We start from the raw sequence: 26,483 nt of genomic DNA, 5'->3' as shown, positions 1-26,483 counted from the left end.
ATGCGCGTGATGGCCCAGGTGGCGATGGTGATGAACCTCGACAAGTGCATCGGCTGCCACACCTGTTCGGTGACCTGCAAGCAGACGTGGACCAACCGTCCCGGCGTCGAGTACGCCTGGTTCAACAACGTCGAGACCAAACCCGGCGTCGGCTACCCCCGCCGCTACGAGGACCAGTCCCGCTGGAAGGGCGGCTGGACCCTCGACCGGCGAGGACGCCTCGTCCTGCGCTCCGGCGGCCGGGTGAAACGTCTGCTGTCGCTGTTCGCCAACCCCGATCTGCCGTCCATCGACGACTACTACGAGCCCGTCACCTACGACTACGACAACCTCGTCACCGCCCCCACCGGCACCGACCTCCCCGTCGCCCGCCCCCGCTCCCTCCTCACCGGCAGACCCACCGCCGTCACCTGGGGCGCCAACTGGGAGGACGGCCTCGGCGGAGCACCCGAGAACGCCGGCAACGACCCGAACCTCAGCGGCAGTTGGGCCGAGAAGGTGAAGTTCGAGTTCGAGCGGACCTTCCTCTTCCACCTGCCCCGCCTGTGCGAGCACTGCCTCAACCCGGCCTGCGTGGCGGCCTGTCCGTCCGGCGCGCTGTACAAGCGGGTCGAGGACGGCATCGTCCTCGTCGACCAGGACCGCTGCCGGGGCTGGCGGATGTGCGTGACGGCGTGCCCGTACAAGAAGGTGTACGTCAACCATGCCACCGGCAAGGCGGAGAAGTGCACGTTCTGCTTCCCGCGCATCGAGGCCGGACAGCCCACCGTGTGCTCGGAGACCTGCGTCGGCCGGCTGCGCTACCTCGGACTGCTCCTGTACGACGCCGACCGCGTCGGCGAAGCCGCGGCGACCCCGGACCCGCAGGACCTCCTGGAGGCGCAGCGCGGCGTCTTCCTCGACCCCCACGATCCTCAGGTCATCGCCGCCGCGCGGGAGGCGGGAATCCCCGAGGACTGGCTGGACGCCGCCCGCCGCTCCCCCGTGTACGAACTGGCCGTCCGCCACCGGATCGCCCTCCCGCTGCACCCGGAGTACCGCACCCTGCCCATGGTCTGGTACGTCCCCCCGCTCTCCCCGGTGCTGGACGCCGTGACCGGCGCGGGCGGCGACCAGGACGACCCCGACCACGTCTTCGCCGCCGTCACCCGGCTGCGTATCCCGCTGGAGTACCTGGCCGAGGTGTTCACCGCCGGGGACACGGACGTCGTCGCCGGGGTGCTGATGAAGCTCACCGCGCTGCGGTCGTACATGCGGGCGCGCACCCTCGGCGACACCGAGGCCCTCAAGGCCGTCCACCTCACCCCGCGCGACGCCGAGGACCTGCACCGGTTGCTCGCCGTCGCCAAGTACGAGGAGCGGTACGTCGTTCCGGCCGCGCACAAGGAGGACGTGGCGGCGCTGGAGAACCGCTGCCCCGTCGAGGCGACCAGTGATCGCCGGGTGTCGCTCGGCATGCCGACCCTGCGGGGAGGACGACCGTGAGCCCACTCCCGTCGACGGTCACCGGTATGGTCCGCACCCGCGTCCGGGCCGCCGTACGCCGCCCTGCCCCCGAGGAGGCCGAGGCGCGTGCTCTGCTCCTGCGGCTGTGCTCGCTGCTGCTCCAGTACCCGGACGGTGAACTCGTCGCGGCCCGCGCAGAGTTGACGGACGCCGTCGAGGCGTTGCCGTCCTCCTCCGCCGCCGGGCACCTGACCGCGTTCACCGTCTGGCTCACCTCCCAGGAGCCGCAGGCCCTGGAGCGGCACTACGTCGAGATGTTCGACCTGCGGCGCCGCAGCAGTCTGTACCTCACCTACTACCTGCACGGAGACACCCGCCGCCGGGGCATGGCGCTGCTGACCCTCAACCAGCGCTTCCGCGCGGCCGGCTGGGACGTCGGCGGCGGTGAGCTGCCCGACCATCTGCCGGTCGTCCTGGAGTTCGCGGCGCTGGCCGGTCCGCGCGGCGGGGAGGCTCCGCTGCGTCAGCACCGGCGCGGTCTGGAGCTGATCCACCACGCCCTCGACGACGCCGCCTCCCCGTACCGGCACGTCCTGGCCGCGCTGCTGAGCCTGCTCCCGCCGCCCACCGAGGCCGACCGCGCGGCGGTGGCGCGGCTGGCCGCCGAGGGCCCGCCGGGCGAGGAGGTCGGCCTCTCGCCCTACGGAACCCACAGCGCCGGCGAGTTCGCGTCGCCGGAGGCTTACGCACCGCCCGCCCGGCCAGGAGACCCCCGATGAACGTCTCGACCAGCGGCCTCCTCCTGTGGGTCGCTCTCCCCTACGCCTGCCTCGCCGTGTTCGCCGCCGGGCACGTCTGGCGCTACCGCCACGACCAGTTCGGGTGGACCACCCACACCAGTCAGCTCCTCGAACACCGGTGGCTGCGCTGGGGCAGCCCGCTGTTCCACCTGGGCGCGTTCCTGGTGATCGCCGGGCACGTGGTGGGGCTCGCGGTCCCGGCGGCCTGGACCGCGTCGGCGGGAATCAGCGAGCACGCGTACCACACCGTGGCCGTCTGGCTCGGTTCGGCTGCTGGGCTCGCGATGGTCACCGGGCTGGGCCTGCTGTGCGCGCGCCGGCTGCTGGCCCGGCGGATCCGGCTCACCACGGACCGCAGCGACAGACTCCTCTTCCCCCTGCTCGCCCTGACGGTCCTGCTCGGCATCGCGGCGACCTCCGCGCACAACGTCTTCGGCCCCGGCTACGACTACCGCGAGAGCGTCTCCCTCTGGTTCCGGGGCGTCTTCACCCTGCGCCCCCGCCCCTCGGCGATCTCCGAAGCTCCCCTCCTGTTCCGCCTCCACGCGCTGAGCGCCTGCCTCCTCTTCGCGGTCTGGCCGTTCACCCGGCTCGTACACGTGTGGAGTGCGCCGGTCGGGTACCTCGCGAGGCCGTACCTGGTCTACCGGCGCAGGGCCACCCGGGCGGCGTGATCAAGCACTCGCGGTCCGAAGTCGTGTGAGAGGTTCCTTGAGTTCTCTCTCCGCGAATCGGTCAGGTGCGCCAGAGCAGCCAGGTGTCGCCGGCGCAGTCTTCCTGGAGCGCTTGTTCCTGGTCGCCGCTTCCTGCGGGCAGGGCGACGCATTTGCCGCTGTTTCGGCTGACCAGTTTCCATCCGTGCCGTGCCGTGTCGTAGCGGAAGCTCCGCCGGTGTGCTGGTTGTGGATCGAGTAGACGATACGGCTGTCGACGTTGGTGAGGCGGAACAGGCCGACGGGCAGCGGAATCACGATGCCGACCAGCCACCAGGCCCACTTGGGCGGATGCTGGGGCGGACGCGCGACCGAAGCATCCCCTTCCCCCGTCTGCGAACCCCGCGACGTCTGCGGCACCCGTTACTCCCCCCGCGAGAGTGTCCCCTGTACACGAGCCGATACCACTGTCGCGGGTGCGTTTCCGCCCGATCTCGCCGCGATCCGCGAGCCTCAGCCCGCGTTCTCGGCGTGCCTGCCGATCAGCCCCCGGGCCGTGTTCTCCTCGGAGTCGATCCCGAGCATCTCGGCGCCCTCGAACGCGGCGGTCTGGGTGGCCCGTCGGAACATGTCCTCCTCATACGCGCCAAGCGCGGCCTCCGTGTCGTCGGGGTGCGCGGCGAGGGTCTTGCCGAGTTCGGCGCCGTCCAGCATGGCCAGATTCGCGCCTTCGCCGTTCGGCGCCGCGAGGTGGGCGGCGTCGCCGAGCAGGGTCACCCCGGGTACCCGGTCCCAGCGGTGGCCAGCCGGCAGGGCGTGGTGGGGGCGCAGGACGGGCGGGGTGTCGGTGTCGGTGATCAGCCCGGTGAGTTCCGGTGCCCAGCCCGCGAACTCCGCCGCGATGCGCGCGGTGGCCGTGGCTGCGTCGGTGAAGTCGATGCCGGCGAACCAGTCCAGCGGCTTGGACAGCGCCACGTACATATGGAGGGTGTCGCCGCTCTCCCGGTGGGCGAAGATCTCCCGGCCCGGTGAGGGCGCGATCAGCATTCCGCCGCCGACGGTCTTCGCGGCGACCGGGTGCCGGGTGTCGGCGTCGAACAGGTACGTCTCGACGAACGACGTGCCGGCGTACGAGGGCACGGCGCCGGAGAGCAGCGGCCGGACCTTCGACCAGGCTCCGTCCGCGCCGACCAGCAGGTCCGCGACGGTGGTGGTGCCGTCGGTGAAGGTCACCTCGTGGCGGCCCGCGCCGAGCGCGCGGACTCCGGCGGCCCGGTGTCCCCACCGGACGGTGCCGGCCGGGAGGGAGTCGATCAGCATCTGCCGCAGCTCGCCGCGCATCGCCTCGGGGCGCCCGCCGGTGCCGTCGTCCGCCTGCTCGAACTGGACGGTCCCGTCCGGGTCGAGGACGCGCATCGCCTCGCGGCCCTCCAGGACGATGGCGCGGAACTCGTCCGTCAAGTCGGCTGCCTGGAGGGCGAGTTGGCCGTTGTAGTCGTGGATGTCGAGCATCCCGCCCTGCGTACGCGCCGACGGGGAGGGCTCCGCCTCGAAGACGACGGAGGGGATGCCGTGGACGTGCAGGACGCGGGCCAGCGTGAGTCCGCCCAGTCCGGCGCCGATGATCGTGACGGGGGTGCGCATGGTGGCTCCTTCGGAAGGGGGCCGCCCGGTGAACTGCGGGCGGCTGTCACCGGAAAGGTGCCAACCCCGGCCGACAAGTCACCGACAGCCCCGACAGGGCTCCGACATGACACCGACACCGGCAGACGTCCAGACCGTCGAGCACAGCAGCGCGGGCAACTCCGCGATCCCGTCGCCCTGTTCGTCACCCCCGAGGCCGTCCGTTCCCTCGTCAGGGTCGTCCTCGCCATTACATCGGGCATCCAGCACAGGTCGCCTGTATGTTGAGAAATGGCATCAAATTTCCCCAAGTTCGACTTGTGGAAATCGGAGAAGCAGATCCTGGGGCGGGACGGGGATGTGGTGGACGTGAGCAACCATTTCGGGGGCCCGCCGGACGACATGCGGTTACGGGACATCTTCCGGGGCCCTCGTCGGCGGCCGGACCTGGTGGGTCCGCCGATCGTGCCGAAGGACCCGCTCCCCGCCTGGGCCGGACCGAGGATCAAGGGGTTGGACCCGGACCTGCGGTTCGAACCGTTCCCGTACCTGCGCCGGGCCGACCTGACCGTGCCGGTCGCGCCGAGCGCGGCCCCCACCGACGCCGACGTCTACGAGAGCCCGGACGGTTCGCAGAAGTGGGCCCTGCCCCGTTACACGCTGGTCTTCGACCGGGTCGGCCGGGCCGACGAGCCCCGTATCGCCATCACGGACCGCGCGGGCGTGGACACCCTCCAGGTGACCCTGGCGACCACGCCGTCACCCGCGTCGGGACCCGGCATCGGCGCGCTGACGCACTCCGTCGTCGTCTCGCTCGCCTACCTGCTGCCGGTGACCGGGGGCGGCGGCGAGATGACGCACAAGCTGGAGTTCCCGAAGGTCACCTGGGACCTCCCGGACATGGTCGCCGAGCTGCCCCTCTCCACGCCGGGCCTGCGCGAGCAACTCCTGGCCGCGATGTCGTCGCCGCAGTACGGCGTGAGCCTGGCGGTGATGCGCAGGATCGCCGTGGGCGTGCCCACCGACTACCGGATGGACGACACCGGCGAGTTCGTCTACCAGGAGCAGGTCGTGGAGCTCGACTGGGTCTCCCCGCCGACCCCCCTGGTCCTCTCCCCCGCCCAGCTGGAACGCCTCGGCGGCGCGGTGGGCCCGGTCTCCCCGATGCGGCGGCTGCGGATCTCCTTCGACGGGCGCGGACACTCGTACTGGCAGGACCCGGTCCGCCCGGAGCAGTTCTTCTTCGTGCCGGACCGGTTCCTGCTGGCCCGGACCCCCACCGGGCCCGCGCTGCGGGTGCGCGCCGCCGACGCCGCGAGCGAGGCGGACATCCGGATCACGGCGGAGTTCTTCGCCCGCGCCGTGACCGACCCGCGCCGGCTGGAACAGGCCCGTCCGACCCTGGAGGACCGGGCCAGGGCCGACGGAGCGGTCCGCCCGGTCCGGGTGGCGGTGCTACCGGAGGCGCAGCCGGTCCTGCGGCTCGCCCTGCCCGAAGGCGGCGCCGCGCCCTCGGCGCTGACCTCCCGGCCCGGCGCGCTGATCGACCTGGAGCTGGGGGTGACGCACGCCGAGACGCTGAAGTACGGCGACTTCCGGCTCGTGTACGAGGCGCTGCTCGGCTCCTCGCTCAGTCTGCTGCGCGGCGAGGTGCGGATCGGCGCGGACGGCGACCAGCCCGAGGACATCCCGCTGGAACTGCGCCTGGAGAACATGGTGGGCGACGCCCTCACGCTCACCCTGGGCGAGGTGGGGACCGACCGGATCACGGGCACCCTCGCCAACGGCACCGAGAGCCCGGCCCGCGTCGACCGGCTCGGCGTGAGCGCCGTACTCGGCGACCGGGAGGTGCCGCTGCGCGTCGAGGGGCTCGCGGCGGGCCGCAGGCTGGCCCCGGACGAGCGGGCGGAGATCGTCCTGGTGCCCGGCGAGCCGCTGCCTGCGGGCGGGCCCGACCGGATCGTCCTCGACCAGAGCGGTGTGGTGACCGAGCCCGACCGGAAGGCCGTATGGGACCGGGTCTACGACCGCACGGCCGATCCGCAGCTCACCCGCGCGATCCAGGTGGAGGCGGTGGCGTCGATGTTCACCGCCCTGGACCGGCCCACGGACCGGGTGACCGCGTTCATCGTGGTCGTGCAGAACGGCGGCACGGTACGGCTGACGGAGACGGAGCTGTCGGCGGAGACCACCGTGCGCACCCCGATCCAGCCGCTGCTGACCGGCGTACCGGTGCCGCCGCTGCGCTACCAGACCCAGACCTGGTGGCAGAGCGGCGGCGTCGGGGAGAGCGCGTGGCGCGAGACCTCGGCGACCATCCTCGTACCGCTGCGCACGGCGCCCGCTTCATGACCGCGCTCACCGGCCTTCCGGACCTCGGCCATCCCCTCGCCGCCCTGCCGGGCGCCGCCTTCCGGGCGCGTGACCTGCTCGGCCTGGGCGTGCTCCTGCCCTCCGACCTCACCCTGGAGCCCCTGCCGGAGGGCGGCGTCGCCCTGCTGGTCACCCTCCTGCGCGAGGGCCTCACGGCCGTCGGCCGGATCGAGGCGGGGTTCGCCGTCGCAGCCCCGTTGACGGCGGCCGGTGAAGCCGCCGCCGCGAGCGGGACCCCCCTGCTCCTGTCGGCGGCCGAGCCGCTGAGCGGCGTCCTGGAGGTGACCACCGGACTCGGCAGGCTGTTCCCGCCCGTCCTCCTGGGCCCGGACACCTTGACCACGACGCGGGTCGTCGCCGAACTCCCCGCCGAGGCGGCGGTGTTGGCCGCCCGCCTGGTGCGCACGGGGACGATGCCGCTCGACGCGGCGCTGCGCCTCACCTTCCGGGCCGTCGCCCCGACCCTGCCCCTGCGCGCGACCGTCGACCCGCAGGTCCTGCTGGCCACGCTGACCCACCGCTTCGGCGCGGGCGCGGTGCTCCCCTTCGACACTCTCGCCACCGCCCTCGACGAGTCCGTGTTCGGCGCCCCCTCCCTGCCGGACCGGGCCACCGCGCTCGCCCTGCGCCTGCGCTCCGCCGTGACCCGCCCCGAACCGGCCGCCGGACCGCTGCACCGCCTGCTGGACCAGGTCCCGGCAGCCACGCTCGCCCTGGACCTGGCCGACCCCACGGCCGTGGACGTCGACCGGATCCTGACCCTCGACCTCCAGGCGGCGTCCCGCGCACTGGCCGACGATCCGCAGCGGTACGTCCGCGAGGTCGACGCCCCCGTACTGCCCACCGGCCGCACCACGGTGACGTTCGCCGCGAACCTGCCCGCCCCGGTGGCCGGACTCGCCCTGCTCCTGGCCGACTTGAGGGTCCCGCCGTCCGCCACCCGCCCGCAGGAGGTCACCACGAGCGTGACCCTGACCGCGCCCGGCGGCGTGACGTCCACTCAGATCACCCTCGCGCCCGGCGAACGGCTCCAGGGCGAAGTACGCCTGCGGGCGGTGCTGGACAGCGTCGGCGAGCTGGAGGGCCCCTGGCGCCCGGCGGACACCACCCTGCTGACGCTTCCCCCCGACGCGTTCCCGCTCCCGCTGGCCGTGGTCCGCGCCACCCGCGCGCTCACCGCGCTCGCCGTCGCCGAGGTCCGCACGGCCGGCGGCGTGACGGTCGGGCGGGTGGACGCGGCGGGCCCGGTGCTCGCCGTCCCGGTCACGGAGACCGACCCCCCGGCGACGATCACGGTCCGGCCGCTCGGCCCCGGCCTGCCGGTCGAGGTGCCGGTGGACCGGCGGCGCGTCGAGCTGGACCCGGCGACGCTCCCCGGCTTCGGCGCCCACCTGGCCCGGCTGCGGCACGCACCGGCGAGCGGCCCGCTGACCGTCCAGTGGCGGCCGGAGGGCGACGAGGAGGCGGAGCCGCAGACGGTACGGCTGGACGCCGACCGGCCGCAGGCGGACATCCGCTGGGTGGCGACCTCGCCGTTCCGGCCCGGCGTGGTCTGGCGGGCCGGTTCCGGGGACTGGTCCGCCCCGGTACCTCCCCGGGACTTCCTCACCATCGACGTCGACCCGCCGGTTCTCGTGGACGGCGTCGAGCTGCACCCCGACCCCGGCCACCCGGACACCTGGACCTACGTCCCACCCGGCCCGTTCCTCGACACCCCGGACGCCGTTCGTCTCATCGAAATCGAAGCGGACACGGTCTCGTTCCTCCAGGTCACCAGCCGCATCGACCTGCCGGACGCACGCCGCGACGCCCTGCGCGGCGCGCTGGGACCCGGCGCCGACGTCCACCCGGTCCAGGTACGGGTCACCCGGGTCGCCGTCGAGACGAAGTCGCCGGACGGCGTCTGGACGGCCGTCGCCGAGGGCACCAGCTCGGGCATCCCGCCCTGGACCACCGCCCTGTCCGCGTCCCTCGACGGCGACCGGCAGGCCGCGGCCCGCGCCGCGCTCGGCGGCACGGCGGGCTGGATGGTCCTCGTCGCCGAACTGACCGTCGCCGGGAAGCCCGAACGGCGGACCCGGGACTTCGCCGGCCTCATCACCACCCCCCACCACTGAGGAGTACGACATGCTGCAGTTCCTCGGAGCCCTGGATCTCCCCGAGGCCCTCGTCTACCTGGACGACATCGACGACAGGCTGGGCTACGTACTGCCGAAGAACGTGATTCTGCGCAGGGACCCCGGCGGCCGGGCGGTGTTCAAGTTCATCAAGTACCGCTCGGCGAGGCCGCTGCCGGGCGGCGGCGTCGGGGCCGGTCTTGTCTTCATGGACGTGGAGCTGGCGCTGACCCCGGAGCAGGACCAGAGCGTCCGGACCCGGTTCGCCCAGCACGTCACCGCGCGCCGCGGGCCGGGAGCCCCGCCGGTCGAGCCCGACCAGGTCACCCTCTCCAAGCCCGCCGTGACCAAGGCGGAAGTCGCCGTGAGCGTCCTGTCGGACAGCGGTGCGCTGGTGCAGAAGGTCCGCCACGCCGGGGTGCCGTCGATGTACGGCAACAACGTCGTGGCGATCTCCGCCGAACTGAGCCAGTTCGGCGTGCCCGTCTTCGAGGCGGCGATGAGCGGTCAGGGCGCCGGGGGCGTCTGGGTCCAGTACCACCTGCACTTCGCCGGCCGGGTGCCCCCGGTCACGGTGACCGGCACCTGGACCGCCCAGAAGTTCTACAGCTTCATGCAGGACTTGAACATCGACGACAGCTTCTGCGGAGACGACGAGGTGACGGAGAAGATCGAAGAGCTCTTCGTCAACTCCGAGTCCCGGCGCGTGTTCAGCGATCCCGGCACGCTGGAGACCAGCGACCCCGAGGTCGCCAAGATGCTGAGCACGCTGGAGGCTTCGGTCACCCAGCAGCTCGACGACATGATCCAGCGCAACATCCTGGAGGCGATTCCGCCGGAGAGCCGGGACATCTCCAAGTGGCGCGACGAGGACTACGAGAAGATCCACCGCGAGGTCACCACCAACAAGATCGCCGACGTGCGGATCGAGGTGACCCGCAACCAGGTGTTCGGCATCGACGTGAACCCGCAGAACAACATCCAGTCGCTGCCCAGCCAGGGCTACAACTGGCCGGACTACATGCAGCTGGTGGACACCGACGACCCGTTCTTCCGCCAGCTCAACCTGAACATCCTGGTCAACGCCGACTTCGCGCAGCTGCCGATCTTCAGCGTGGAGGTGAAGATCGACTACCCCCCGCACACATCGCAGCACGGCATCCAGACGTTCACCTTCCGGGGGCCCGAGGACCTCGGCAAGTTCACCGCGTTCATGGACGGCGCGACGGGCGAGTTCAGGTACCAGTACGTCGTCAACTACGTGGGCGAGAGCCGTACGTTCACCTCCCCGTGGGTCACCGACACCACCACCGACCTGGTCATCAACATCGATGAACTGGGCCTGTGGCTGGTCGACATCGAGCTCGGCGACATGAACTTCGAGCAGGTCAAGCGGGCCGTGCTGACCCTGGAGCACCCGGCGGTGAACGGCGGCGCGCCGCTGGTCCAGCGGTTCCAGATCGACGAGCGGACGACCAGGCTGTCGGTCAAGGAGGTGCTGCTCCAGCCGGTCCAGCCGTACGGCGGCTCGGTCAAGTACTTCATGCAGGACGGACGCGAGTTCGTGCGGAACCTGAGCGGTCTGACCGGCCAGCGGTTCTACGTCGACGACCCGTTCTCCGCGAACCGGACGGTCCAGGTGCGTACGCGCGGCGACTTCGAGCGCTCGGTGGACACGATCTTCCTGGATCTCTCCTACGAGGACGAGGTCAACGGCTACCGGCAGACCGACTCGGTCGCGCTGTCGAAGGACAAGCGGTTCCTGGACTGGCGGTTCCCGGTGATCGACGAGCGGGCCGGGAAGGTCACCTGGCGCACGGTCACCACGTTCCGCGACGGCAGCGACAAGGACTCGGGCGAGCAGACGCTCACCGGCTCCCTGCTCCTGGTGGGCCCCGCCTCGGACACCCTGACGGTGACCGTGGTGCCGGACCTCGTCAACTGGTCGGTCATCAAGCTGGCCAAGGTGACGCTCCACTACACGGACCCCGCCAACCAGATCGAGGACACCGAGACCCTCGTCTTCCGCAAGGGCGACAGCGAGAAGACGTACGAACGGGTCGTCCTCGACCGGACGATGAAGCGCTACGAGTGGCAGGTCGACCTCTTCCCGGTCGACGGCGGCGCCGCGGTGCACGCCCAGGGCGCCGGCACCGATGAGGTCCTCATCATCGAGATCCCCACCTGAGAGGGGCGGCTCCCATGCTTCAGGAGAAGCCTCCGTACTACCGGATCGACGACACGCTGATCCTCGGTGACCACGCCGACCCCCGGCAGTTCTACTGCATGCCGCTGGCACCGCGCTTCGTGACCCGCGCGGACGGCGCGCTGGAGGTGCCGTCATTCCAACTGATCAAGTTCCGGTCGCAGACCTACAGCGGCGGCTTCGCCGACTTCGACGTGCACCTGGGCCTGACCGCCGCCGAACTGGCCGACGTGACCGCCGCGTTGAAGAGCCTGGCGGGTCTGAGGGAGACCCCGCTGGTGTCCCCGCTGCCGGTGATCGACGGGTCGGTGTCGCTGATGCTGTTCGGCCACGGCGACCAGGGCGGCGACGGCTCGGTCTTCGTACGGACCGCCCGGCACGCCGCCAAGCCCTCCCTGTACGGCGACAACAGGGCCGCGTTCTCCGTCGAGCTGGACGAGCGCGGCACGACCGTCCTGGAGCAGGCGATGCACGGCGAACTCTCGCCGATCGGGGTCGTGTACAGCCTCGACTACCTCGCGCTGCGCCCGGCCTACCACGTCAAGCTCACCATCGACTGGGACCGGGTGCAGGACATCCTGGACACGTCGTTCGGCCACGAGGGACTGTTCGACTCGGTGCAGATCCAGGACGTGATGGAGCGGCTGGAGGAGGAGCGCGCGATCGTCTACGAGGTCGACACGTTCATCCCGGAGGACGACGAGACCGGCACCTTCGCGCAGCGCCGTGACGCGGCTGCCGCACGCGCCCGGGACATGATCACCGACGCGTTCTTCGAGAGTTCGCTCGCCCCGCTGCGCGAGGAGCCCGACGGCTGGGACCGGGCCCGCGAGGTGGTCAGCGCGTTCGCCCCGAGCCGGAGCACCCCGTCGGGCGCGTTCACCTACCGGCGCACGCACTACAACCGGGTCGACAAGAAACGGCTCGACGTCGACCTGTCGGAGCGGACCACCGTACGCCGCACCATCTATCCGCAGGGCCATCTCAGCGGCCTGTTCCGGGAGTTCGGCGCGGGTCTCGACCCGGACCGGCTGATCATCAGTGTCGACGCCGACGACCCCTGGTTCGAACGGCGCCGCCTCAAGGTCGTCTCCCAGGCCGACTTCGTCCACGACCCCGTACGGTTCGTCACCGCGTCCGCGGCCTACGGCACCACCATCAAGACGGTGCGGCTGGACGCGCAGCACACCGAGGCCGAGCTGAGCTGGCCCTCCGCCCTCGCCGACGGGGCGATGGTCCAGCCGGTGGACCTCACGTTCACCGTGGACCTGGTGCCCGCCGACGACGGGGAGCGGCCCGGCAGGCTGTCGGCCCCGTCGGTGCGGGTGCTGGGCGACATCGTGGCCGTCGAGCCGCGCGACCTGTTCGCCCAGGAGCCGATCCCGCTGCTGACCCGCCCCGGTTTCCCGTTCGACCGGTACCCGCACATCGACGTACGGCTGCGCTACGACGACCCGGTGCACCGGGTCCGTCAGGACGACGTCGTCCGGCTGAGCGCGCAGCAGCCGGACGCGACCTGGCACCGGTTCCTCGTCGGTGACCCGGCGGGCCCGGTGTTCGCCGAGATCACCTACCGGGGCGCGGACCAGCGCGACCACGTCCTGCCGTCGGCGCCGCTGGCCGCACCCCAGGTGGACGTGGCCGACCCGTTCCCGGCGCGGCTCAGGGTGGCCGTCGTGTCGGCGCTCGACTTCACGCAGGTGGAACGGGCCTGGGTGGACTTCTCGTACGACGACCCGGCGCACGGTGTCCATGCCGAGGACACGGTGGAGATCAGCGAGGACACCCCGCTCGTACGGCCGTTCGTCGTGGACCGGGTCGATCCGCGCGCCGCGCTGGTGCGGTACCGGATGACGCTGCTGATGCGCGACTCCACCGTGTTCGAGGGGCCGTGGTCGACCACGCTGCGGCCCCGCGTCTTCGTCCGGGCCGACCTGCGCGGCCACCGCGCGGTGACCCTGTGCTCGCCGGCCGACTTCGCGGCGAAGGGGCTGGAGCGCCTCCACGTCGAGGCGCGGGCCGAGGACCCGGTCGCCGGGCTGTCGTTCGCCGACGCCTTCGACTTCACCGGCCCCGGCACGACCGGCGTGTTCGAGTTCGACTTCGTCGATCCGGCGCGGGACTCCTACGAACTGAAGGTGCGCAGGCTCTTCCGCAACGGTCTCTCCGAAGAACAGGACTGGACCCGCTTCGACGACGACGCCGTGACCGTCCCCGCGACCACCTGACCCGGGAGGCCCCCGTGCTGCAACTCGGCTCCGACACGTTCGACGAGGACGGCGTCCAGGTCCTCAGGGACTCCGCCGACCCCGCCCAGTTCTGGTACCTGCCCTCCAGGGTCTCCCTGGGCACCCTGCCGGACGGTTCGCCCGCGTTCACGTTCATCCGCTACCGGCCCACCGTGGGCGACGCCGGGGTCACCGGCGGCGGGTTCCTCATGTTCCAGTCGGTGGTGACGCTCCCGGCCGCGACCCGGGCGAAGATCCTCGCGCGGGCGGCCGGGCTGCTCCACGGCGCCGAACCGAGGCTGGCGCCGGCGCCGGTGGACACCGGGACCGTGCGCTGCGTCGCGCTCAATCTCGCGGGGCCCGGCGGGACCGGCGCCGAGCCTCCGCCCGGTGCCTTCGTGCCCGTCACGACGATCCTCGGCGCGACGAAGCCGTCCCTCGTGGGCGACGAGACGGCCGTCTTCTCGCTGGCCCTGTCCGAGGAGGGCGCCACCATCCTCAAGCAGGCGTTCGAGAAGGGGGCCACGCCGGTCGGGGTGATCTACGAGCTTCAGTACTCGGCGCTCACCCCTGATCTGCATGTGGCGATCACCGCCGATTTCGAGCGGGTCTACACGCACTTCTCCGCCGGTCTCGAGGCGCAGATCTACTGGCTGCGGGCCGGGATCGACGCCGGGTTCGAGAAGCTCGTGCAGGATGGCGCGATCAAGATCGACGTCATCGACTACGACAGTGCGCAGGACCGGGAGGAGAAGGAGAAGTGGGCGCTCGACTTCTTCAAGAGCGAGTTGCTGTCGAAGTGGTTCGAGCCGTCGTTGGACCTCGGCAAGCTCAAGGGGGCTGATCCGCCTGAGGGGTTGGATGCGGTGCTGGAGCGGTTGAAGAAGCTCAAGGGCGGGGGGAGTTCGGCCGGGGGTGGGACAAGTGGCGGTGGGACGACCGGAGGCGGGACCGGGACTGGGACCGGCTCCGGGTCTCCCCCAGGCAGCGGCACCCCCGGCCCGCTCCCCGCCGCCAAGCTCGTCACCACCTCGGCCACCCCAGACCCCCTCCCGTCCGGGCACGGGCTGAGCCACACCCCGGCGGCCACCGGCACCACCGAGACTCTGCGCGTGCAGGGCCCGGCGGGCGCGGTGGTGACCGTGGACGGCCAGCCCCGCACCGTCGACGCCAACGGCACCATCACCGTGGACGTCCAGCCGGACACCACCCATCCGGTCACCGTCGCCTGGCCGGCCCCGGCCCCGGTGACCGAGACGTTCAAGCTGCTGTTCACCTTCGACCAACCGCACGAGCAGGGCTTCTCCCCCTCCCCCTCGAACCCCGTCTACTCCTCGTACCTGCTCGACTCGCCGCTCCCGCCCGACCCCAGGTTCAGTCAGAGCGCCGCGCCCGGCCACACCCCTCCGCCGGGCGGAGCAGCCGCCCTGCACGCCTGGCTGGACCGCCTCGCCGGGGCCAAGGAGGTGACGGTCAGCGCGCACGCCAGCTACGACGGGAACGACGCGCCGAACATCGTCGCGCTGAACCAGCGGCTGTCCGAACGCCGGCTGGCCGTCGCCAAGGGGATCATCGCCAACCGGGCGGCGATCACGGCGGCGCAGGCCGCGGGCTTCAGCCGGGGGCGCGCTGCGGGCGGGGTCAAGCCGGAGGAGGAGCGCGTCCAGGACCGGGTTGCCGAGATCACCGGTCTGGTGGCCGCGCCGGGGCAGGCCGTCTCCCTCCAGGCCACGCTCTCCCGCGCGCCCCGCCCGTCCACGACCCCGACCGACCCGACCAAGCCCACCGACCCGACCCAGCCGCAGAACGGTGCCACCCCCGCGCTGGTGTCCTTCCGGCTGAGGTTCGTCCGGCAGGAGGAGCGCAAGACGCTCAAGCTCGTCTACGACCGGAAGAAGGCCGTGCAGCGCACCTACGCGCCGCAGGGCTTCATCGGCCTGCTCCTGGACCAACTCCCCGACAAGAACAGCCATCTCATCGACGTCGACCTGGACGACCCGTTCTTCCGCAAGCTGAACGTCGACATCGTCTCGCCGGCCGACTTCGAGCGCGTCGGGCTCTCCTCCGCCGAGGTGTCCATCGACTACGGCGATCCCGCCGACGCGGCCCACCGCCGACACGAGGAGTTCCGGCTCACTGCGAACGACCGTGGCCCGAAACGGTTCGAGACCTACCTCGACGGCGCGTACGACCTCGGCTTCCGGGTCGGGGTGCAGTACCACTTCGACGCGGGGTCCGGCTGGGCCGGCGAGAAACTCGCCTACGAGCTGCCGACGCGGGCCAGCGTCGACCGGACGCTCACCGTGGACCCGGGCGACGACCTGGGGTTCCTCACGCTGCGGGTGTTCCCGGGCCGGATCGACGCGGGGATCGTGGAGGCGATCGACGTCCGGCTCGACTACGACGACGGGGTGTCCTTCGCCCGCACCGACACGCTGCGGGTGGTCCCCGGGGGCGACGCCCAGTTGTGGCGGCTGCGGCTGAGCAACCCGGCGAAACGGGGCTGGACCGCGAGGTTCACCCACCATCTGAGGAACGGCACCTCGCGCACCGGCGCCCCGATCACCGGCGAGGCCTCGTTCCTGCCCGTGGACGACCCGTTCACCGACGCGCTGGACATCCGCGCCGTACCGCTGTTCGGGTCGGGCGAGGTCCGGGAGGCGTTCCTCGACGTCGAGTACCACGACCCGGCCAACTCCTACGACCGGACGGAGCGCATCGACATCCCGGGCACCGCAACCGACCCCGTCACCCTGCGCGTGGCCCTGCTCGACCCGGCCCACCGCTCCTTCCGGCACCGGGTCACGGTCGTCACCGCCGACGGCCGCCTTGTTCAGCACGCTCCGGTGGAGGGCGAGGAGACGATCATCGGGATCGGCCTGGGGTCCGCGTGAACCCGGGCGACGGCTGCCGTCAGGCGACGACGGAGAAGGCCGCGCAGCTCGAGAAGGTGCCCTTCACCACGCACGCGTCGCCGTAGTACGTGTCGCCCTCGGTGAGGTTTCCGGTGCCCCAGTCGCTCCAGTACGGCGCTCCGTGGCCGCGCGTGGTGACCTTGTGCGAGTCGGAGGTGCGCAGGGTCGCCTCGATGCCGTAGCCGTCGGAGACGGTGTCGTGCGCGATGAGCGCGTCGCCGGGGTCGGTGCTCCCGTCGCTGTCGAGGTCGCCGCCGGGGTCCTGGCTCCACCAGACCTGGCCCGCGTAGACGCCGTCGAGGTACAGGTTGACCCCGCCGTACGGAGAGCGGAGCGCGGTGATCGCGACGGCGGTGGCTTCCGGGGTGGTGGGCTGCGCCTGTGCGGCGGTCTGCGCGCCCAGGACGAATCCCAGGGCCGCGAGGCCCACGAGGGCGTGCTTGAGGTGTACGCGCATGACAATCCCCCAATTTCATTGCTGCGTGACGGGCGGCTACGAAGCCGCCTCGGCGCATATGCAAGCACCTCGACTTGTCCTGAACACCTCAACTGGCAAGATCTGGACGCGAATCTGTCTGAAAACATCGTTCAGAACAGGACAGGACGGCCCCGTACGGCGCCGGATCCGAAGAGCCGGTGTGCTGTTCCCGCCTCGTCGTCGGCGATCACCGCCACGACCGCTCCCGGCGTCAGCTCAAGGGCCTCCAGCTCCAGCAGAGCGATCACCCCGGCGCCGGCCAGGGGCGGACCGGTGTCAGCGCGGGCATCTCCTGCGAAAGGACAACCGGGCCGCGGTATCTCCTGTGCCATCGCCATCGACAATCACTATCTGCTGATCGCGGGAAAACCGGGTCGCCTTTCTCGACGACGGAATGGAGCCACAGTGCCGTCCGTCGGGCCGATCCGGGCCATGTCGCACCGGCTATGGAAATTCCGTAGAAAAGAACCGGATACGAGACATAACGGAAAGCGGCCTGCGGGCAATGCCTTAAAAGTTTCAAGCAGTCATGTTAGGATCTTCGGCGTCGGAACGACCCCCCACGGTCTCCGGCGATATCGGCGAAGACTGATCCTTACGCTGTCGCGCGCGTACTCCAAGAGGCGGGTTAGAACACCGTTCAGGAAGATGAGTCGACACATGGCCGAAATGACAGACAGGTCGTCATCAGGGCCCCGGCGTTTGCCCGGATCGCCCCGGCCTGGGCCGGTTGATCATGCTGGCGGGCCTCGGAAGCAGATGAACACGGCACCTGTGGATCATGGAGTTCTCTACGCTGCAAGATCCACGAAGGTGCCGTGTTCGTTCCTCCATCATCCCCTGCCGTCGTTCCCGTCTCTCCGGCGCCCCGCCTGGAGGCCCTCGGCTCGGATGCCGCGCGAGACCAAGTCCGCGGCCTGGTTGCCGAGTTCGAGTCGGTCACCGATCCTCGCGGGGCGTGCGGGGTGCGCTACCGGGTCTCCTCGCTGCTGGCCCTGGTGGTCTGTGCGATGACCCCGGCGGGCCATGACTCCATCACCGCGGCGGCGGAGTGGTGCCGACGTGCGACGCCTGAGGAACTGGCCGCTTTCGGTCTGCCCTACCATCCGTTGCGCGGCCGCTACCGGATCCCGAGCGAGAAGACCTTGCGCACCGTTCTGGGGCGGCTCGATCCCGGTGAGGTCAGCGCGGCCGGCTACGACCACCTGCGGCCCCTGCTGTCCACGGTGTCCCACTCTCCCGAGCCGCTCATGCCCGACGGCGGCATCGAACGCGAACAGCGCCGCGCCCACCGGGCGGCCGCCCGCGCCGAACCGGTGCGCTCCCGGCGCCGGGCCATCGCGGTGGACGGCAAGTGCCTGCGCAGTGCGAAGCGCCCGGACGGCAGCCGCGTCTTCGTGCTCTCCGCCGTCCGGCACGGCGACGGCATCACCCTCGCCTCCCGCGAGATCGGCGCGAAGACCAACGAAATCCCCGAGTTCCAACCCCTGCTCGACCAGCTCGACGACGCCGATCTCAAGGGGGCCGTCGTCACCGCCGACGCCCTCCACGCCCAACGCGACCACGCCACCTACCTGCACGAACGCGGCGCCCACTACCTGCTGACCATCAAGAACAACCAGCGCGGCCAAGCCCGTCAGCTCCACGCCCTGCCCTGGAAGGAGATCCCCGTCATCCACCGTGACGACGCCCGCGGCCACGGCCGCCACGAACAGCGTCTCGTCCAGGTCGTCACCGTCAACGGCCTGCTCTTTCCCCACGCGGCCCAGGTCCTGCGCATCCAGCGCAGACGCCGTCTCTACGGAGCGAAGAAGTGGTCCAGCGAGACCGTCTACGCCATCACCGACCTGCCCGCCGAGGAAGCGAGTGCCGCCGAGATCGCTTCATGGGCTCGCGGGCACTGGACCGTGGAGAACACCGTCCACTGGTGTCGGGATGTGACCTTCAACGAGGACAAGTCCCAGGTCAGGACCCACAACACGCCCTCAGTCCTCGCCGCCGTCCGCGACCTGATCCGCGGTGCGCTCAAGCTTGCCGGGTACGTCAACACCGCCGCCGGCCGCCGAGCCCACACCGAACGCACCCTCGTCCTCAGCCTCTACGGCATCACATGATCAAACCGGACGACCCGGGCAAACGCCGGGGCCCTGAGGTCGTCATCCCCTGTCGAGGCACCCCCCTCGACGCCGGACAGGGACAAGGTCGCCGACTTCAGAGCCAAGGTGCGGGCCGCAGGGCAGGAATGGACCGGCGACGGACCGGAGGACCTGGTCGAGCTGCTGTCCCGGGCAGCGGCGGGCGACCCCGGTCTCGCCGCGATCGTGCGGGCCGGCGGCGGTCTGCTGCACGACTTCCTCGACGGATACCGGCAGAAGACCACGGCCGACCTGGCGGATCTCCTCGCCGACGGCCAGCAGTTGCCCGCGGACATCGCCGAGGGACTTCCGCCGAGATACCTGGTCGCGGTGGTGCGGCTCGCGGACCCCGGCTCCTCGGTGGACGCGCTGCGAGCGGCGGCCGGAGACGACGCGCTGCTGACCCACCGGGACAGCAACGTTGTCCTCCTCGTCCCGGCGGCGGACCCGGGCAGCGGCGAGCGCGCGGTGGCGAGGCTGGTCCAGTGCCTCGGCGGCAGCGGCTGGCTCGCGACGGCCGAACGGGACAGAGCGTGCCTGGCCGACGGGGTCACCGAGGCGTCCCACGTGCTGAGACTGGTGCTGGCGGGGCTGCGCCCGAGCGGCGCCTACACGGTCTCGGACGTGCTGGTCGAGTACGCGGTCACCCTGAACGAGAAGGTGCGCGCCGACCTGGCCGCGATGATCGGCCCGCTGCGCGCGCACAAGGTCCTGTGGGAGACGCTGACCGCGTTCATCGACTCCGACTACAGCAGGAACAAGGCGGCCCGCAGCCTGTTCGTCCACCGCAGCACGCTGGACTACCGGCTGCGGCGGATCGGCGAGGTCACCGGCTGCGACCCCACCAGCGGCAGAGGGGCGCAGACGCTGACGGCTGCGATGATCGCCGAGGCCCTCCTCCAGGGGTGACCAAGGGTTCATGCGCGTCAGGTCAGAATTCCGCAAAATCTGGAGGGGTTTCCGAGCCGGACGGAAACTGCCGGGATACGGCGGGACGCCGGTGACAAAGGACGAGACCTTTCCCTAGGATCTCATTCCAGTGCTTCTCGATCTGCATTTGTCCGGTTACCGGCCTGGCCGACTGTACGGAATGGGATGGATGCCATGATGGACGACCAGAACACCTGCGACGCGTCTCAGCCAGACGATGGCTTGATTCTTAGCTCGGTCCAGGCAAGGGTCCTGGAGGGGGTCGCGGCCGGCTTATCGAGCGGAAGCCTCTCCCGGGAGTTATATCTCAGCTCGAAGACCATCGACTATCACGTTCGCGTCATGTCCGAAAAGCTACAGGCCCCGAATCGTGTCGCCCTCGTTGCGAGGGCGTTCGTCCTCCGGATCCTGTGCACGGATTCATGGCCCCCGCGTATCGCGGAAGAAACTTCGGATTAACGCAAAGAGGTTTCCCGGGGCCGCTCACGCCTCGACGTCCACGCCCATCTCCTCGGCGATGCGTACGGCCTCGGCCAGCAGGGTCTCCACGATCTGCGACTCGGGGACCGTACGGATCACCTCGCCCTTGACGAAGATCTGCCCCTTGCCGTTGCCGGCGGCGACCCCGAGGTCGGCCTCGCGCGCCTCGCCGGGCCCGTTGACGACGCAGCCCATGACCGCCACCCTCAGCGGCACCGGGAACCCTTCGAGCGCCGCCGTGACCCGCTCGGCGAGCGTGTGCACATCCACCTGGGCCCGCCCGCAGGACGGACACGACACGATGTCAAGACCCCTGGGCCGCAGCCCCAGCGACTCCAGGATCTGCGTGCCGACCTTGACCTCCTCCACGGGAGGCGCGGACAGCGAGACGCGGATGGTGTCGCCGATGCCCTCCGCGAGCAGCGCCCCGAACGCGACGGCCGACTTGATCGTGCCCTGGAACCGGGGCCCCGCCTCGGTCACCCCGAGGTGCAGCGGATAGTCGCACCGCGCGGCGAGCTGCCGGTACGCCTCGATCATCACCACCGGGTCGTGGTGCTTCACGGAGATCTTGAGGTCGCCGTACCCGTGCTCCTCGAACAGCGAGCACTCCCACAGCGCCGACTCCACCAGCGCCTCCGGCGTGACCCCGCCGTGCTTGCGCAGCAGCCGCTGGTCCAGCGACCCGGCGTTCACGCCGATCCGGATCGGCACCCCCGCGTCCTGCGCGGCCCGGGCGATCGCGCCGACCTGGTCGTCGAACTGCCGGATGTTCCCGGGGTTGACGCGGACGGCCGCGCAGCCGGCGTCGATCGCGGCGAACACGTACTTGGGCTGGAAGTGGATGTCGGCGATCACCGGGATGCCCGACTTGCGGGCGATGGCCGGGAGCGCGGCGGCGTCGTCCGCCGAGGGGACGGCGACCCGGACGATCTCGCAGCCGGCGGCGGTGAGTTCGGCGATCTGCTGGAGGGTGGCGTCGACGTCGGTGGTGGGTGTGGTGGTCATCGACTGCACGGACACCCGCGCGTCGCCGCCGACCGGGACGGAGCCCACCGTGATCCGGCGGGAGGTGCGGCGGTTGGCCACCGCGAGTTTGCGCGGTGAGGGCATGCCCAGATCGACGGTCGTCATAGTTCCTCCCCTGAGCGGACCGGCCGGATGCCGGGGTCGCCGATGTCTTCGAGGCCGGCCAGGAGTTCCACCACGCCCCGGGTGATGTCCTGGGCGGTGAGCCCGCAGGCGGCGAGCACCTCGGCCCGTGAGCCGTGGCTGAGGAACCGCCTCGGGATGCCGAACTCGCGCAGCGGGGTGCGGACGTCGGCGTCCCGCAGCGTCTGTGCGACCGCGGAACCGACGCCGCCCGCGCGGCTGTTGTCCTCGACGGTGATGGCGAGCCGGTGGCGGCGGGCCAGGTCGGCGAGGGCGGGGTTGACCGGGGTGACCCACCTCGGGTCCACCACCGTCACGCCGATGCCCCGGCCCCGTACCGCGTCGGCGACGGTGAGCGCGAGTCCGGCCAGCGCGCCCACCGCGATGATCAGCACGTCCAGCGAGCCGGCACGGCGCAGCACGTCGAGGCCGTTGAAGGTGGCGACGGCGGGGAGGTCGTCCCCGGCGGGGCCCTTGGGGAACCGCAGCAGCGTCGGGCCCTCGTCCCAGGCGACCGCTTCGGCCAGGAGTTCCGCCAGCCGGGTGCCGTCGCGCGGCGCCGCGATCCGCAGTCCCGGTACGACCTGGAGCACCGACAGGTCCCACATGCCGTTGTGGCTGGGCCCGTCGTCGCCGGTCACTCCGGACCGGTCGAGGACGAACGTGACCGGGCGGCGGTGCAGGGCGACGTCCATGAGGAGCTGGTCGAGCGCGCGGCTGACGAACGTGGAGTAGATCGCCACGACCGGGTGCACGCCGCCCATGGACAGCCCGGCGGCCATGGTGACCGCGTGCTGTTCGGCGATGCCGACGTCGATCACCCGGTGCGGGAACCTGCGGTGCAGCGGCAGGAGGCCGGTGGGCTCGGCCATCGCGGCGGTGATCGCCACGAGGTCCTCGCGCCGCTCGGCGAGGTGGACGAGCGTCTCGCCGAACACCGACGTGAACGACGGGGGCGACGCCTTGAGCGCCTGCCCGGTGTGCGGGTCCATGGGCTTGACGGCGTGTCCGAGGTCGAGGTCGTTGGCCTCGGTGTGCCGGTATCCCCGCCCCTTGGCGGTGATCGCATGGACGACCACCGGCCCGCCCAGCGCGACCGCGCGGCGCAGGGCGTCCTGGAGGGCGGTGATGTCGTGGCCGTCGACGGGGCCGAGGTAGCCGAGCCCTAGCTGTTCGAAGACGCCCGGCCCGCGCCCGGCCCGTAACTCGGCGAGGTGCTCGGCGAGTCCGCCGACGGTCGGCGCGTAGGAGCGCTGGTTGTCGTTGAGCACGATGACGAGCGGCCGTTCGGGCCCGCCCGCGATGTTGTTGAGCGCCTCCCAGGCCATGCCGCCGGTCATCGCGCCGTCGCCGATGACCGCGACGGTCGCCCGGTCGCGCCGTCCGAGGTGGGCGTCCGCCCGGGCAAGACCGTCCGCGTACGACAGCGCGGTGGAGGCGTGCGAGTTCTCCACCAGGTCGTGCTCGGACTCCTCCCGGCTCGGGTAGCCGGAGACCCCGCCGGCCTTGCGCAGCCGGTCGAACCCGGCCTGGCGGCCCGTCAGGATCTTGTGTACGTAGGACTGGTGCCCGGTGTCCCACAGGAGCCGGTCGCGCGGGGAGTCGAAGACGGTGTGCAGCGCGATGGTCAGCTCGACCACCCCCAGGTTGGGCCCGAGGTGTCCCCCGGTCGCGGAGACCCGGTCGATGAGGAACGCGCGGATCTCCTCGGCGAGTTCACACAGTTCCCCGGCGGTCAGCTCACGCAGTTTCGCCGGGTCGCGCACGGTTTCCAGCAGCGCCATCTCGGACAGTGCTCCTCACCGGGTGTGGTCGGCGGCGGTGGCCGCGCTCTCGGTCGGTTCGGGAAGGTTCACGGCGCCTGTGCCGCACCGGTCAGCCGGGCCGGCGGCGAGAACACCACGTCCTCGGTCGCCACCCGCTCCACGAGCGTGTCCGCGTACCCCAGTCCGGCGAGCCGGTCGAGCAGCTGGTCGACGAGGATCTCCGGCGCGCTCGCCCCCGCGCTCACCCCGACCGTGCGCACGCCGGCCAGCCAGGCGGCGTCGAAGTGGCTGACGTCCGGCACCAGTTCGGCCTTGACGCCGAGCCTGCGCGCCACCTCGACCATGCGGATCGAGTTGCTGGAGTTGACCGAACCGACGACCAGCACCAGGTCGCACCGGTCCGCGATGGCCCTGATGCCGTCCTGGCGGTTCTGGCTGGCGTAGCAGATGTCGTCGGTGCCCGGCCCCCGCAGATCGCGGAACCTGCTGCGGAGCACGGCGATGATGTCCTTGGTCTCGTCCACGGACAGCGTGGTCTGGGTGAGGTAGGCGACGGGCGCGTCGGCGGGCAGGTCCAGCGCCTGCGCGTCGGCGACCGACTCGACGACGACGGTCCGGTCGGGGGCGTGCCCGTAGGTGCCCTCGACCTCCTCGTGGTCCGCGTGCCCGATCAGCAGCAGCGTACGGCCGTCCCGCGCGAACCGGAGGGCCTCCTGGTGCACCTTGGCCACCAGGGGGCAGGTCGCGTCGAGGACGTCCAGTTCGCGCGCGGCGGCGTTGTCCCGTACCTGCGGGGAGACGCCGTGCGCGGAGAAGACGCACACCGCGCCCCGGGGCACCTCCTCCTCGGAGTCGACGAACCGCACTCCCCGGCGCTGGAACTCCCGCACCACGTGGTGGTTGTGAACGATCTCCTTGCGGACGTACACGGGTGCGCCATGCCGTTCCAGCGCGAGGTCGATGATGGCTATCGCACGCCGCACCCCGGCGCAAAAACTCCGCGGCTCGGCCAGCAGGACCTGCTTTCCGCCACTCATTCCCACTCCGTCGTCGGGTGTTGGCTGAATAGCCGGAGTCTAATCCAGACCCGCCGCCCTGGCCTTTAGGGTTTTTACTAGACCCACCGGGCGTCGTTGACAGGGCCGGTCCCGCCCTCCCAGGATGGGGTCCCATAGCTTCCACTTATTTTCGGGGCGAATCAAAATTCCGGGTCGGAATTCGAGCTCTGGAGGAATGACTGTGTCAGATCTGGACGAGCTTTCGGGCTCAGCTCAGCAAGTGCTGGAGCCGCAGGACGAGGTGCGGATAGTCGGCCAGTACTACGACGAGAAAACGGCGAAACTCGTCCGTAAATACGGGCCCGGCCCCAGGATTCACTACCACGTGGGCCACTACCCGTCCTCCCGGACGCCCCTGGACGTGCACGACGCCACGGCCGACGACATTCGCCACAGCATCCGCATTCACCAGGAGGGGCTGCTGCGGTACGCGGCCAAGATCTGGGGCGCCGAACACCGTCTTTCGGGCCGGGTCCTGGACGTCGGCTGCGGTCTCGGCGGCGGCTCGCTCTTCTGGGCGCAGGAATACGGCGCCGACGTCACGTCGGTCACCAACGCGCCCGAACACGCCCCGATCGTCGAGGGGTTCGCGCAGGAGGCCGGGGTCGGCGGCCGGGTTCGCGCGCTGGTCTGCGACGCGATGCACCTCCCCCAGGACGGCGGTCCCTACGACGCGGCCGTGGCCATCGAGAGCAGCGGCTACTTCGACCGTCCGCGGTGGTTCGACCGGCTGTCGAACATCATCCGCCCGGGCGGCAGCGTGTGTATCGAGGAGGTCTTCATCACCCGTCCCCGCGGGGCCGACGTGTGGGCGGAGTACTTCTACACGAAGCCGACGACGGTGCGCGCGTACGCGGAGGCCGCCGGGGCCGCGGGGTTCGAGCTGGTCGACGACGTCGACGCGACGCCGGAGACCGCGCCGTTCTGGGACGAGAGCACCGCCTGGACGCAGGCGGTGCTGGACAGCGACGACAGCCTGTCGTCCGTCGAGCGCCGGCAGATGCGCATCTCCCTGATGGCGAACCAGGCGCTGGGCGCCGAATGGCGCGCGGGCGGCCTGAAGCTGGGCTTCCTGCGCTTCGAACGGAAGTGAACCGGCACCCTCACCGGCGCCCGCACCAGCTCCCCGCCGCGCTCGGCCGAGCGCGGCGGGTTTCCGTCCGCACCAAGGCCGCGCTCACGGCCGGACCGCGCCCTCTTCCCGACGATACGGAGACCTCATGACAGCCCCCAGCCAGTCCCCCGCCCTGACGCCCAGCGAGTCCCCCGCCCCCAGCGACGTCCGCACCGTGTACGACGGTTTCGGCCGGATCTACGGCTCCGCGTGGGGCCGCAACATCCACTACGGCTACTGGGAGGACGACGCCGACGACAGCTCCGTCGAGGTCGCCACCGACCGCCTCACCGACCTGATGATCGAGGGCCTCGACGCCCGCGCGGGCCAGCGGGTCCTGGACATCGGCTGCGGTGTCGGCCACCCCGCGCGGCGGCTCGCCCGCACCCGTGAGGTGGACGTGGTGGGCATCACCGTCAGCCACATCCAGGTCGCGGAGGCCACGGAGCTCACGGCCGAGGCGGGGCTCTCCGACCGGGCCACGTTCCAGTTCGCCGACGCGATGGACCTGCCCTTCCCCGACGCCTCCTTCGACGCGGCCTGGGCGTTCGAGTCGATGTGGCACATGCCCGACCGGGGCCAGGTGCTCGCCGAGACCGCCCGCGTCCTGCGCCCCGGCAGCCGGCTCGCCATCGCCGACGTCATCCAGCGCGACCCGGTCAGCCCGGAGGGTCAGGTCGTCCTGGACCACATCTGCGCGAACTACGCGGTGCACTCCCTGGGCACGATCGAGGAGTACCGAAAGACGCTGGCCGCCGCCGGCTTCGTCGACGTCGAGATCCGTGACGTCACCGACAACGTCATCCGCACCCTCAGCCTCATGGCCGACGCCTTCGGCACGGTCCGCGACAAGCTGGCCGACCTGGTCGGCGGGGAGCAGGCCGACTCGCTGATCCACTTCGTGCGCCGGTTCGGGTCCATCCCGGAGAGCGGCTACGTGTACCTGACGGCGGTCCGCGCCTGACCCGCCGTACACCAGAACGGCCCGCCGGTCGGAACCGGCGGGCCG

Annotated in this window: 19 protein-coding genes; 13 read left to right on the top strand and 6 right to left on the bottom strand. The window is 71.2% G+C overall.

Annotated elements, in window-relative coordinates:
• The 3 genes from narH to narI are packed head-to-tail and all read left to right on the top strand — an operon-like array spanning nt 1 to nt 2,920.
• Nucleotides 1-1,485 (top strand): nitrate reductase subunit beta, encoded by a 1,485-nt coding sequence (gene narH / locus J8M50_RS46140; protein ID WP_010360833.1) that lies wholly within the window; start codon nt 1-3, stop codon nt 1,483-1,485.
• The gene (gene narJ / locus J8M50_RS46135; protein WP_010360835.1) at nt 1,482-2,225 is read left to right on the top strand and encodes a nitrate reductase molybdenum cofactor assembly chaperone; all 744 of its coding nucleotides are present in this window, start codon (nt 1,482-1,484) and stop codon (nt 2,223-2,225) included. Before narH ends, narJ begins: the two co-directional genes overlap by 4 nt.
• Nucleotides 2,222-2,920, top strand: coding sequence for a respiratory nitrate reductase subunit gamma (gene narI / locus J8M50_RS46130; protein WP_010360836.1), 699 nt, complete (start codon nt 2,222-2,224; stop codon nt 2,918-2,920). The genes narJ and narI overlap by 4 nt, the downstream gene beginning before the upstream one ends.
• 492 nt (nt 2,921-3,412) lie before the next feature.
• Here narI and J8M50_RS46125 read toward each other — a convergent pair whose 3' ends face one another.
• Complete coding sequence (locus tag J8M50_RS46125) at nt 3,413-4,543, bottom strand: FAD-dependent oxidoreductase (RefSeq protein ID WP_010360837.1); 1,131 nt, start codon at nt 4,541-4,543, stop codon at nt 3,413-3,415.
• Between the two features lie 270 nt (nt 4,544-4,813).
• On the opposite strand from J8M50_RS46125, the gene J8M50_RS46120 reads away from it, so the two are divergent.
• The 5 genes from J8M50_RS46120 to J8M50_RS46100 are packed head-to-tail and all read left to right on the top strand — an operon-like array spanning nt 4,814 to nt 16,340.
• Nucleotides 4,814-6,874 carry a hypothetical protein gene (locus tag J8M50_RS46120; RefSeq protein WP_010360838.1) on the top strand — a complete coding sequence of 687 codons (2,061 nt, stop codon included), beginning with the start codon at nt 4,814-4,816 and terminating at the stop codon, nt 6,872-6,874.
• The gene (locus J8M50_RS46115) at nt 6,817-9,012 is read left to right on the top strand and encodes a hypothetical protein (protein WP_010360839.1); all 2,196 of its coding nucleotides are present in this window, start codon (nt 6,817-6,819) and stop codon (nt 9,010-9,012) included. Before J8M50_RS46120 ends, J8M50_RS46115 begins: the two co-directional genes overlap by 58 nt.
• 10 nt (nt 9,013-9,022) lie before the next feature.
• On the top strand, nt 9,023-11,200 hold the full coding sequence (locus J8M50_RS46110; RefSeq protein ID WP_010360840.1) for a hypothetical protein: 2,178 nt from the start codon (nt 9,023-9,025) through the stop codon (nt 11,198-11,200).
• A 14-nt stretch (nt 11,201-11,214) separates the two neighbouring features.
• Nucleotides 11,215-13,446: a hypothetical protein gene (locus tag J8M50_RS46105; protein ID WP_010360841.1), complete on the top strand. Its 2,232-nt coding sequence runs from the start codon at nt 11,215-11,217 to the stop codon at nt 13,444-13,446.
• Nucleotides 13,447-13,460: 14 nt separating this feature from the next.
• A complete protein-coding gene (locus tag J8M50_RS46100; protein WP_010360842.1) occupies nt 13,461-16,340 on the top strand; it encodes a hypothetical protein in 2,880 nt (959 codons plus the stop codon).
• A gap of 19 nt (nt 16,341-16,359) precedes the next feature.
• Here the strand turns inward: J8M50_RS46100 and J8M50_RS46095 are convergent, their stop codons facing one another.
• Together J8M50_RS46095 and J8M50_RS46090 are read right to left on the bottom strand one after the other, a co-directional pair.
• Entirely contained in the window at nt 16,360-16,818 is a 459-nt protein-coding gene (locus tag J8M50_RS46095) for a hypothetical protein (protein WP_010360843.1), read from the bottom strand.
• Between the two features lie 131 nt (nt 16,819-16,949).
• Nucleotides 16,950-17,087 (bottom strand): hypothetical protein, encoded by a 138-nt coding sequence (locus tag J8M50_RS46090; protein WP_158002854.1) that lies wholly within the window; start codon nt 17,085-17,087, stop codon nt 16,950-16,952.
• 570 nt (nt 17,088-17,657) lie between these two features.
• On the opposite strand from J8M50_RS46090, the gene J8M50_RS46085 reads away from it, so the two are divergent.
• The 3 genes from J8M50_RS46085 (at nt 17,658) to J8M50_RS50345 (ending at nt 20,363) form a co-directional block, all read left to right on the top strand.
• Nucleotides 17,658-18,953, top strand: coding sequence for an ISAs1-like element IS1629 family transposase (locus J8M50_RS46085; RefSeq protein WP_006378747.1), 1,296 nt, complete (start codon nt 17,658-17,660; stop codon nt 18,951-18,953).
• A 108-nt stretch (nt 18,954-19,061) separates the two neighbouring features.
• Nucleotides 19,062-19,883 (top strand): PucR family transcriptional regulator, encoded by an 822-nt coding sequence (locus J8M50_RS46080; RefSeq protein WP_223786442.1) that lies wholly within the window; start codon nt 19,062-19,064, stop codon nt 19,881-19,883.
• Nucleotides 19,884-20,069: 186 nt separating this feature from the next.
• A complete protein-coding gene (locus J8M50_RS50345) occupies nt 20,070-20,363 on the top strand; it encodes a LuxR C-terminal-related transcriptional regulator (protein ID WP_010358726.1) in 294 nt (97 codons plus the stop codon).
• Between the two features lie 24 nt (nt 20,364-20,387).
• Here the strand turns inward: J8M50_RS50345 and ispG are convergent, their stop codons facing one another.
• The 3 genes from ispG to ispH all read right to left on the bottom strand — a co-directional run bounded on the left by ispG (nt 20,388) and on the right by ispH (nt 24,339).
• Nucleotides 20,388-21,518, bottom strand: a complete 1,131-nt coding sequence (gene ispG / locus J8M50_RS46070; RefSeq protein ID WP_010358727.1) for a flavodoxin-dependent (E)-4-hydroxy-3-methylbut-2-enyl-diphosphate synthase — start codon at nt 21,516-21,518, stop codon at nt 20,388-20,390.
• The gene (locus J8M50_RS46065) at nt 21,515-23,320 is read right to left on the bottom strand and encodes a 1-deoxy-D-xylulose-5-phosphate synthase (protein ID WP_010358728.1); all 1,806 of its coding nucleotides are present in this window, start codon (nt 23,318-23,320) and stop codon (nt 21,515-21,517) included. The genes ispG and J8M50_RS46065 overlap by 4 nt, the downstream gene beginning before the upstream one ends.
• Before the next feature lie 68 nt (nt 23,321-23,388).
• A complete protein-coding gene (ispH, locus tag J8M50_RS46060) occupies nt 23,389-24,339 on the bottom strand; it encodes a 4-hydroxy-3-methylbut-2-enyl diphosphate reductase (protein ID WP_040838084.1) in 951 nt (316 codons plus the stop codon).
• A 202-nt stretch (nt 24,340-24,541) separates the two neighbouring features.
• On the opposite strand from ispH, the gene J8M50_RS46055 reads away from it, so the two are divergent.
• Both J8M50_RS46055 and J8M50_RS46050 read left to right on the top strand, forming a co-directional pair.
• Nucleotides 24,542-25,453, top strand: a complete 912-nt coding sequence (locus J8M50_RS46055; protein ID WP_202950063.1) for an SAM-dependent methyltransferase — start codon at nt 24,542-24,544, stop codon at nt 25,451-25,453.
• 127 nt (nt 25,454-25,580) lie between these two features.
• Nucleotides 25,581-26,438, top strand: a complete 858-nt coding sequence (locus tag J8M50_RS46050; protein WP_010358731.1) for a methyltransferase domain-containing protein — start codon at nt 25,581-25,583, stop codon at nt 26,436-26,438.
• The last annotated feature ends 45 nt before the right edge of the window (nt 26,439-26,483 follow it).

The organism is Streptomyces acidiscabies (genome assembly GCF_020010905.1).
In the GTDB taxonomy this organism is placed as follows: Bacteria; Actinomycetota; Actinomycetes; order Streptomycetales; family Streptomycetaceae; genus Streptomyces; species Streptomyces acidiscabies.
The sequence above is the reverse complement of the archived record's forward strand: the minus strand, read 5'-3'. Positions and strand labels throughout refer to the sequence as shown.

Excerpts from the sequence above, each read along its gene's own strand:
- narH (WP_010360833.1), top strand. The coding sequence starts at position 1 with ATGCGCGTGATGGCCCAGGTGGCGATGGTGATGAACCTCGACAAGTGC.
- narI (WP_010360836.1), top strand. The coding sequence starts at position 2,222 with ATGAACGTCTCGACCAGCGGCCTCCTCCTGTGGGTCGCTCTCCCCTAC.
- J8M50_RS46125 (WP_010360837.1), bottom strand. The coding sequence starts at position 4,543 with ATGCGCACCCCCGTCACGATCATCGGCGCCGGACTGGGCGGACTCACG.
- J8M50_RS46120 (WP_010360838.1), top strand. The coding sequence starts at position 4,814 with ATGGCATCAAATTTCCCCAAGTTCGACTTGTGGAAATCGGAGAAGCAG.
- J8M50_RS46110 (WP_010360840.1), top strand. The coding sequence starts at position 9,023 with ATGCTGCAGTTCCTCGGAGCCCTGGATCTCCCCGAGGCCCTCGTCTAC.
- J8M50_RS46105 (WP_010360841.1), top strand. The coding sequence starts at position 11,215 with ATGCTTCAGGAGAAGCCTCCGTACTACCGGATCGACGACACGCTGATC.
- J8M50_RS46095 (WP_010360843.1), bottom strand. The coding sequence starts at position 16,818 with ATGCGCGTACACCTCAAGCACGCCCTCGTGGGCCTCGCGGCCCTGGGA.
- J8M50_RS50345 (WP_010358726.1), top strand. The coding sequence starts at position 20,070 with ATGGATGCCATGATGGACGACCAGAACACCTGCGACGCGTCTCAGCCA.
- ispG (WP_010358727.1), bottom strand. The coding sequence starts at position 21,518 with ATGACGACCGTCGATCTGGGCATGCCCTCACCGCGCAAACTCGCGGTG.
- J8M50_RS46065 (WP_010358728.1), bottom strand. The coding sequence starts at position 23,320 with ATGGCGCTGCTGGAAACCGTGCGCGACCCGGCGAAACTGCGTGAGCTG.
- ispH (WP_040838084.1), bottom strand. The coding sequence starts at position 24,339 with ATGAGTGGCGGAAAGCAGGTCCTGCTGGCCGAGCCGCGGAGTTTTTGC.
- J8M50_RS46050 (WP_010358731.1), top strand. The coding sequence starts at position 25,581 with ATGACAGCCCCCAGCCAGTCCCCCGCCCTGACGCCCAGCGAGTCCCCC.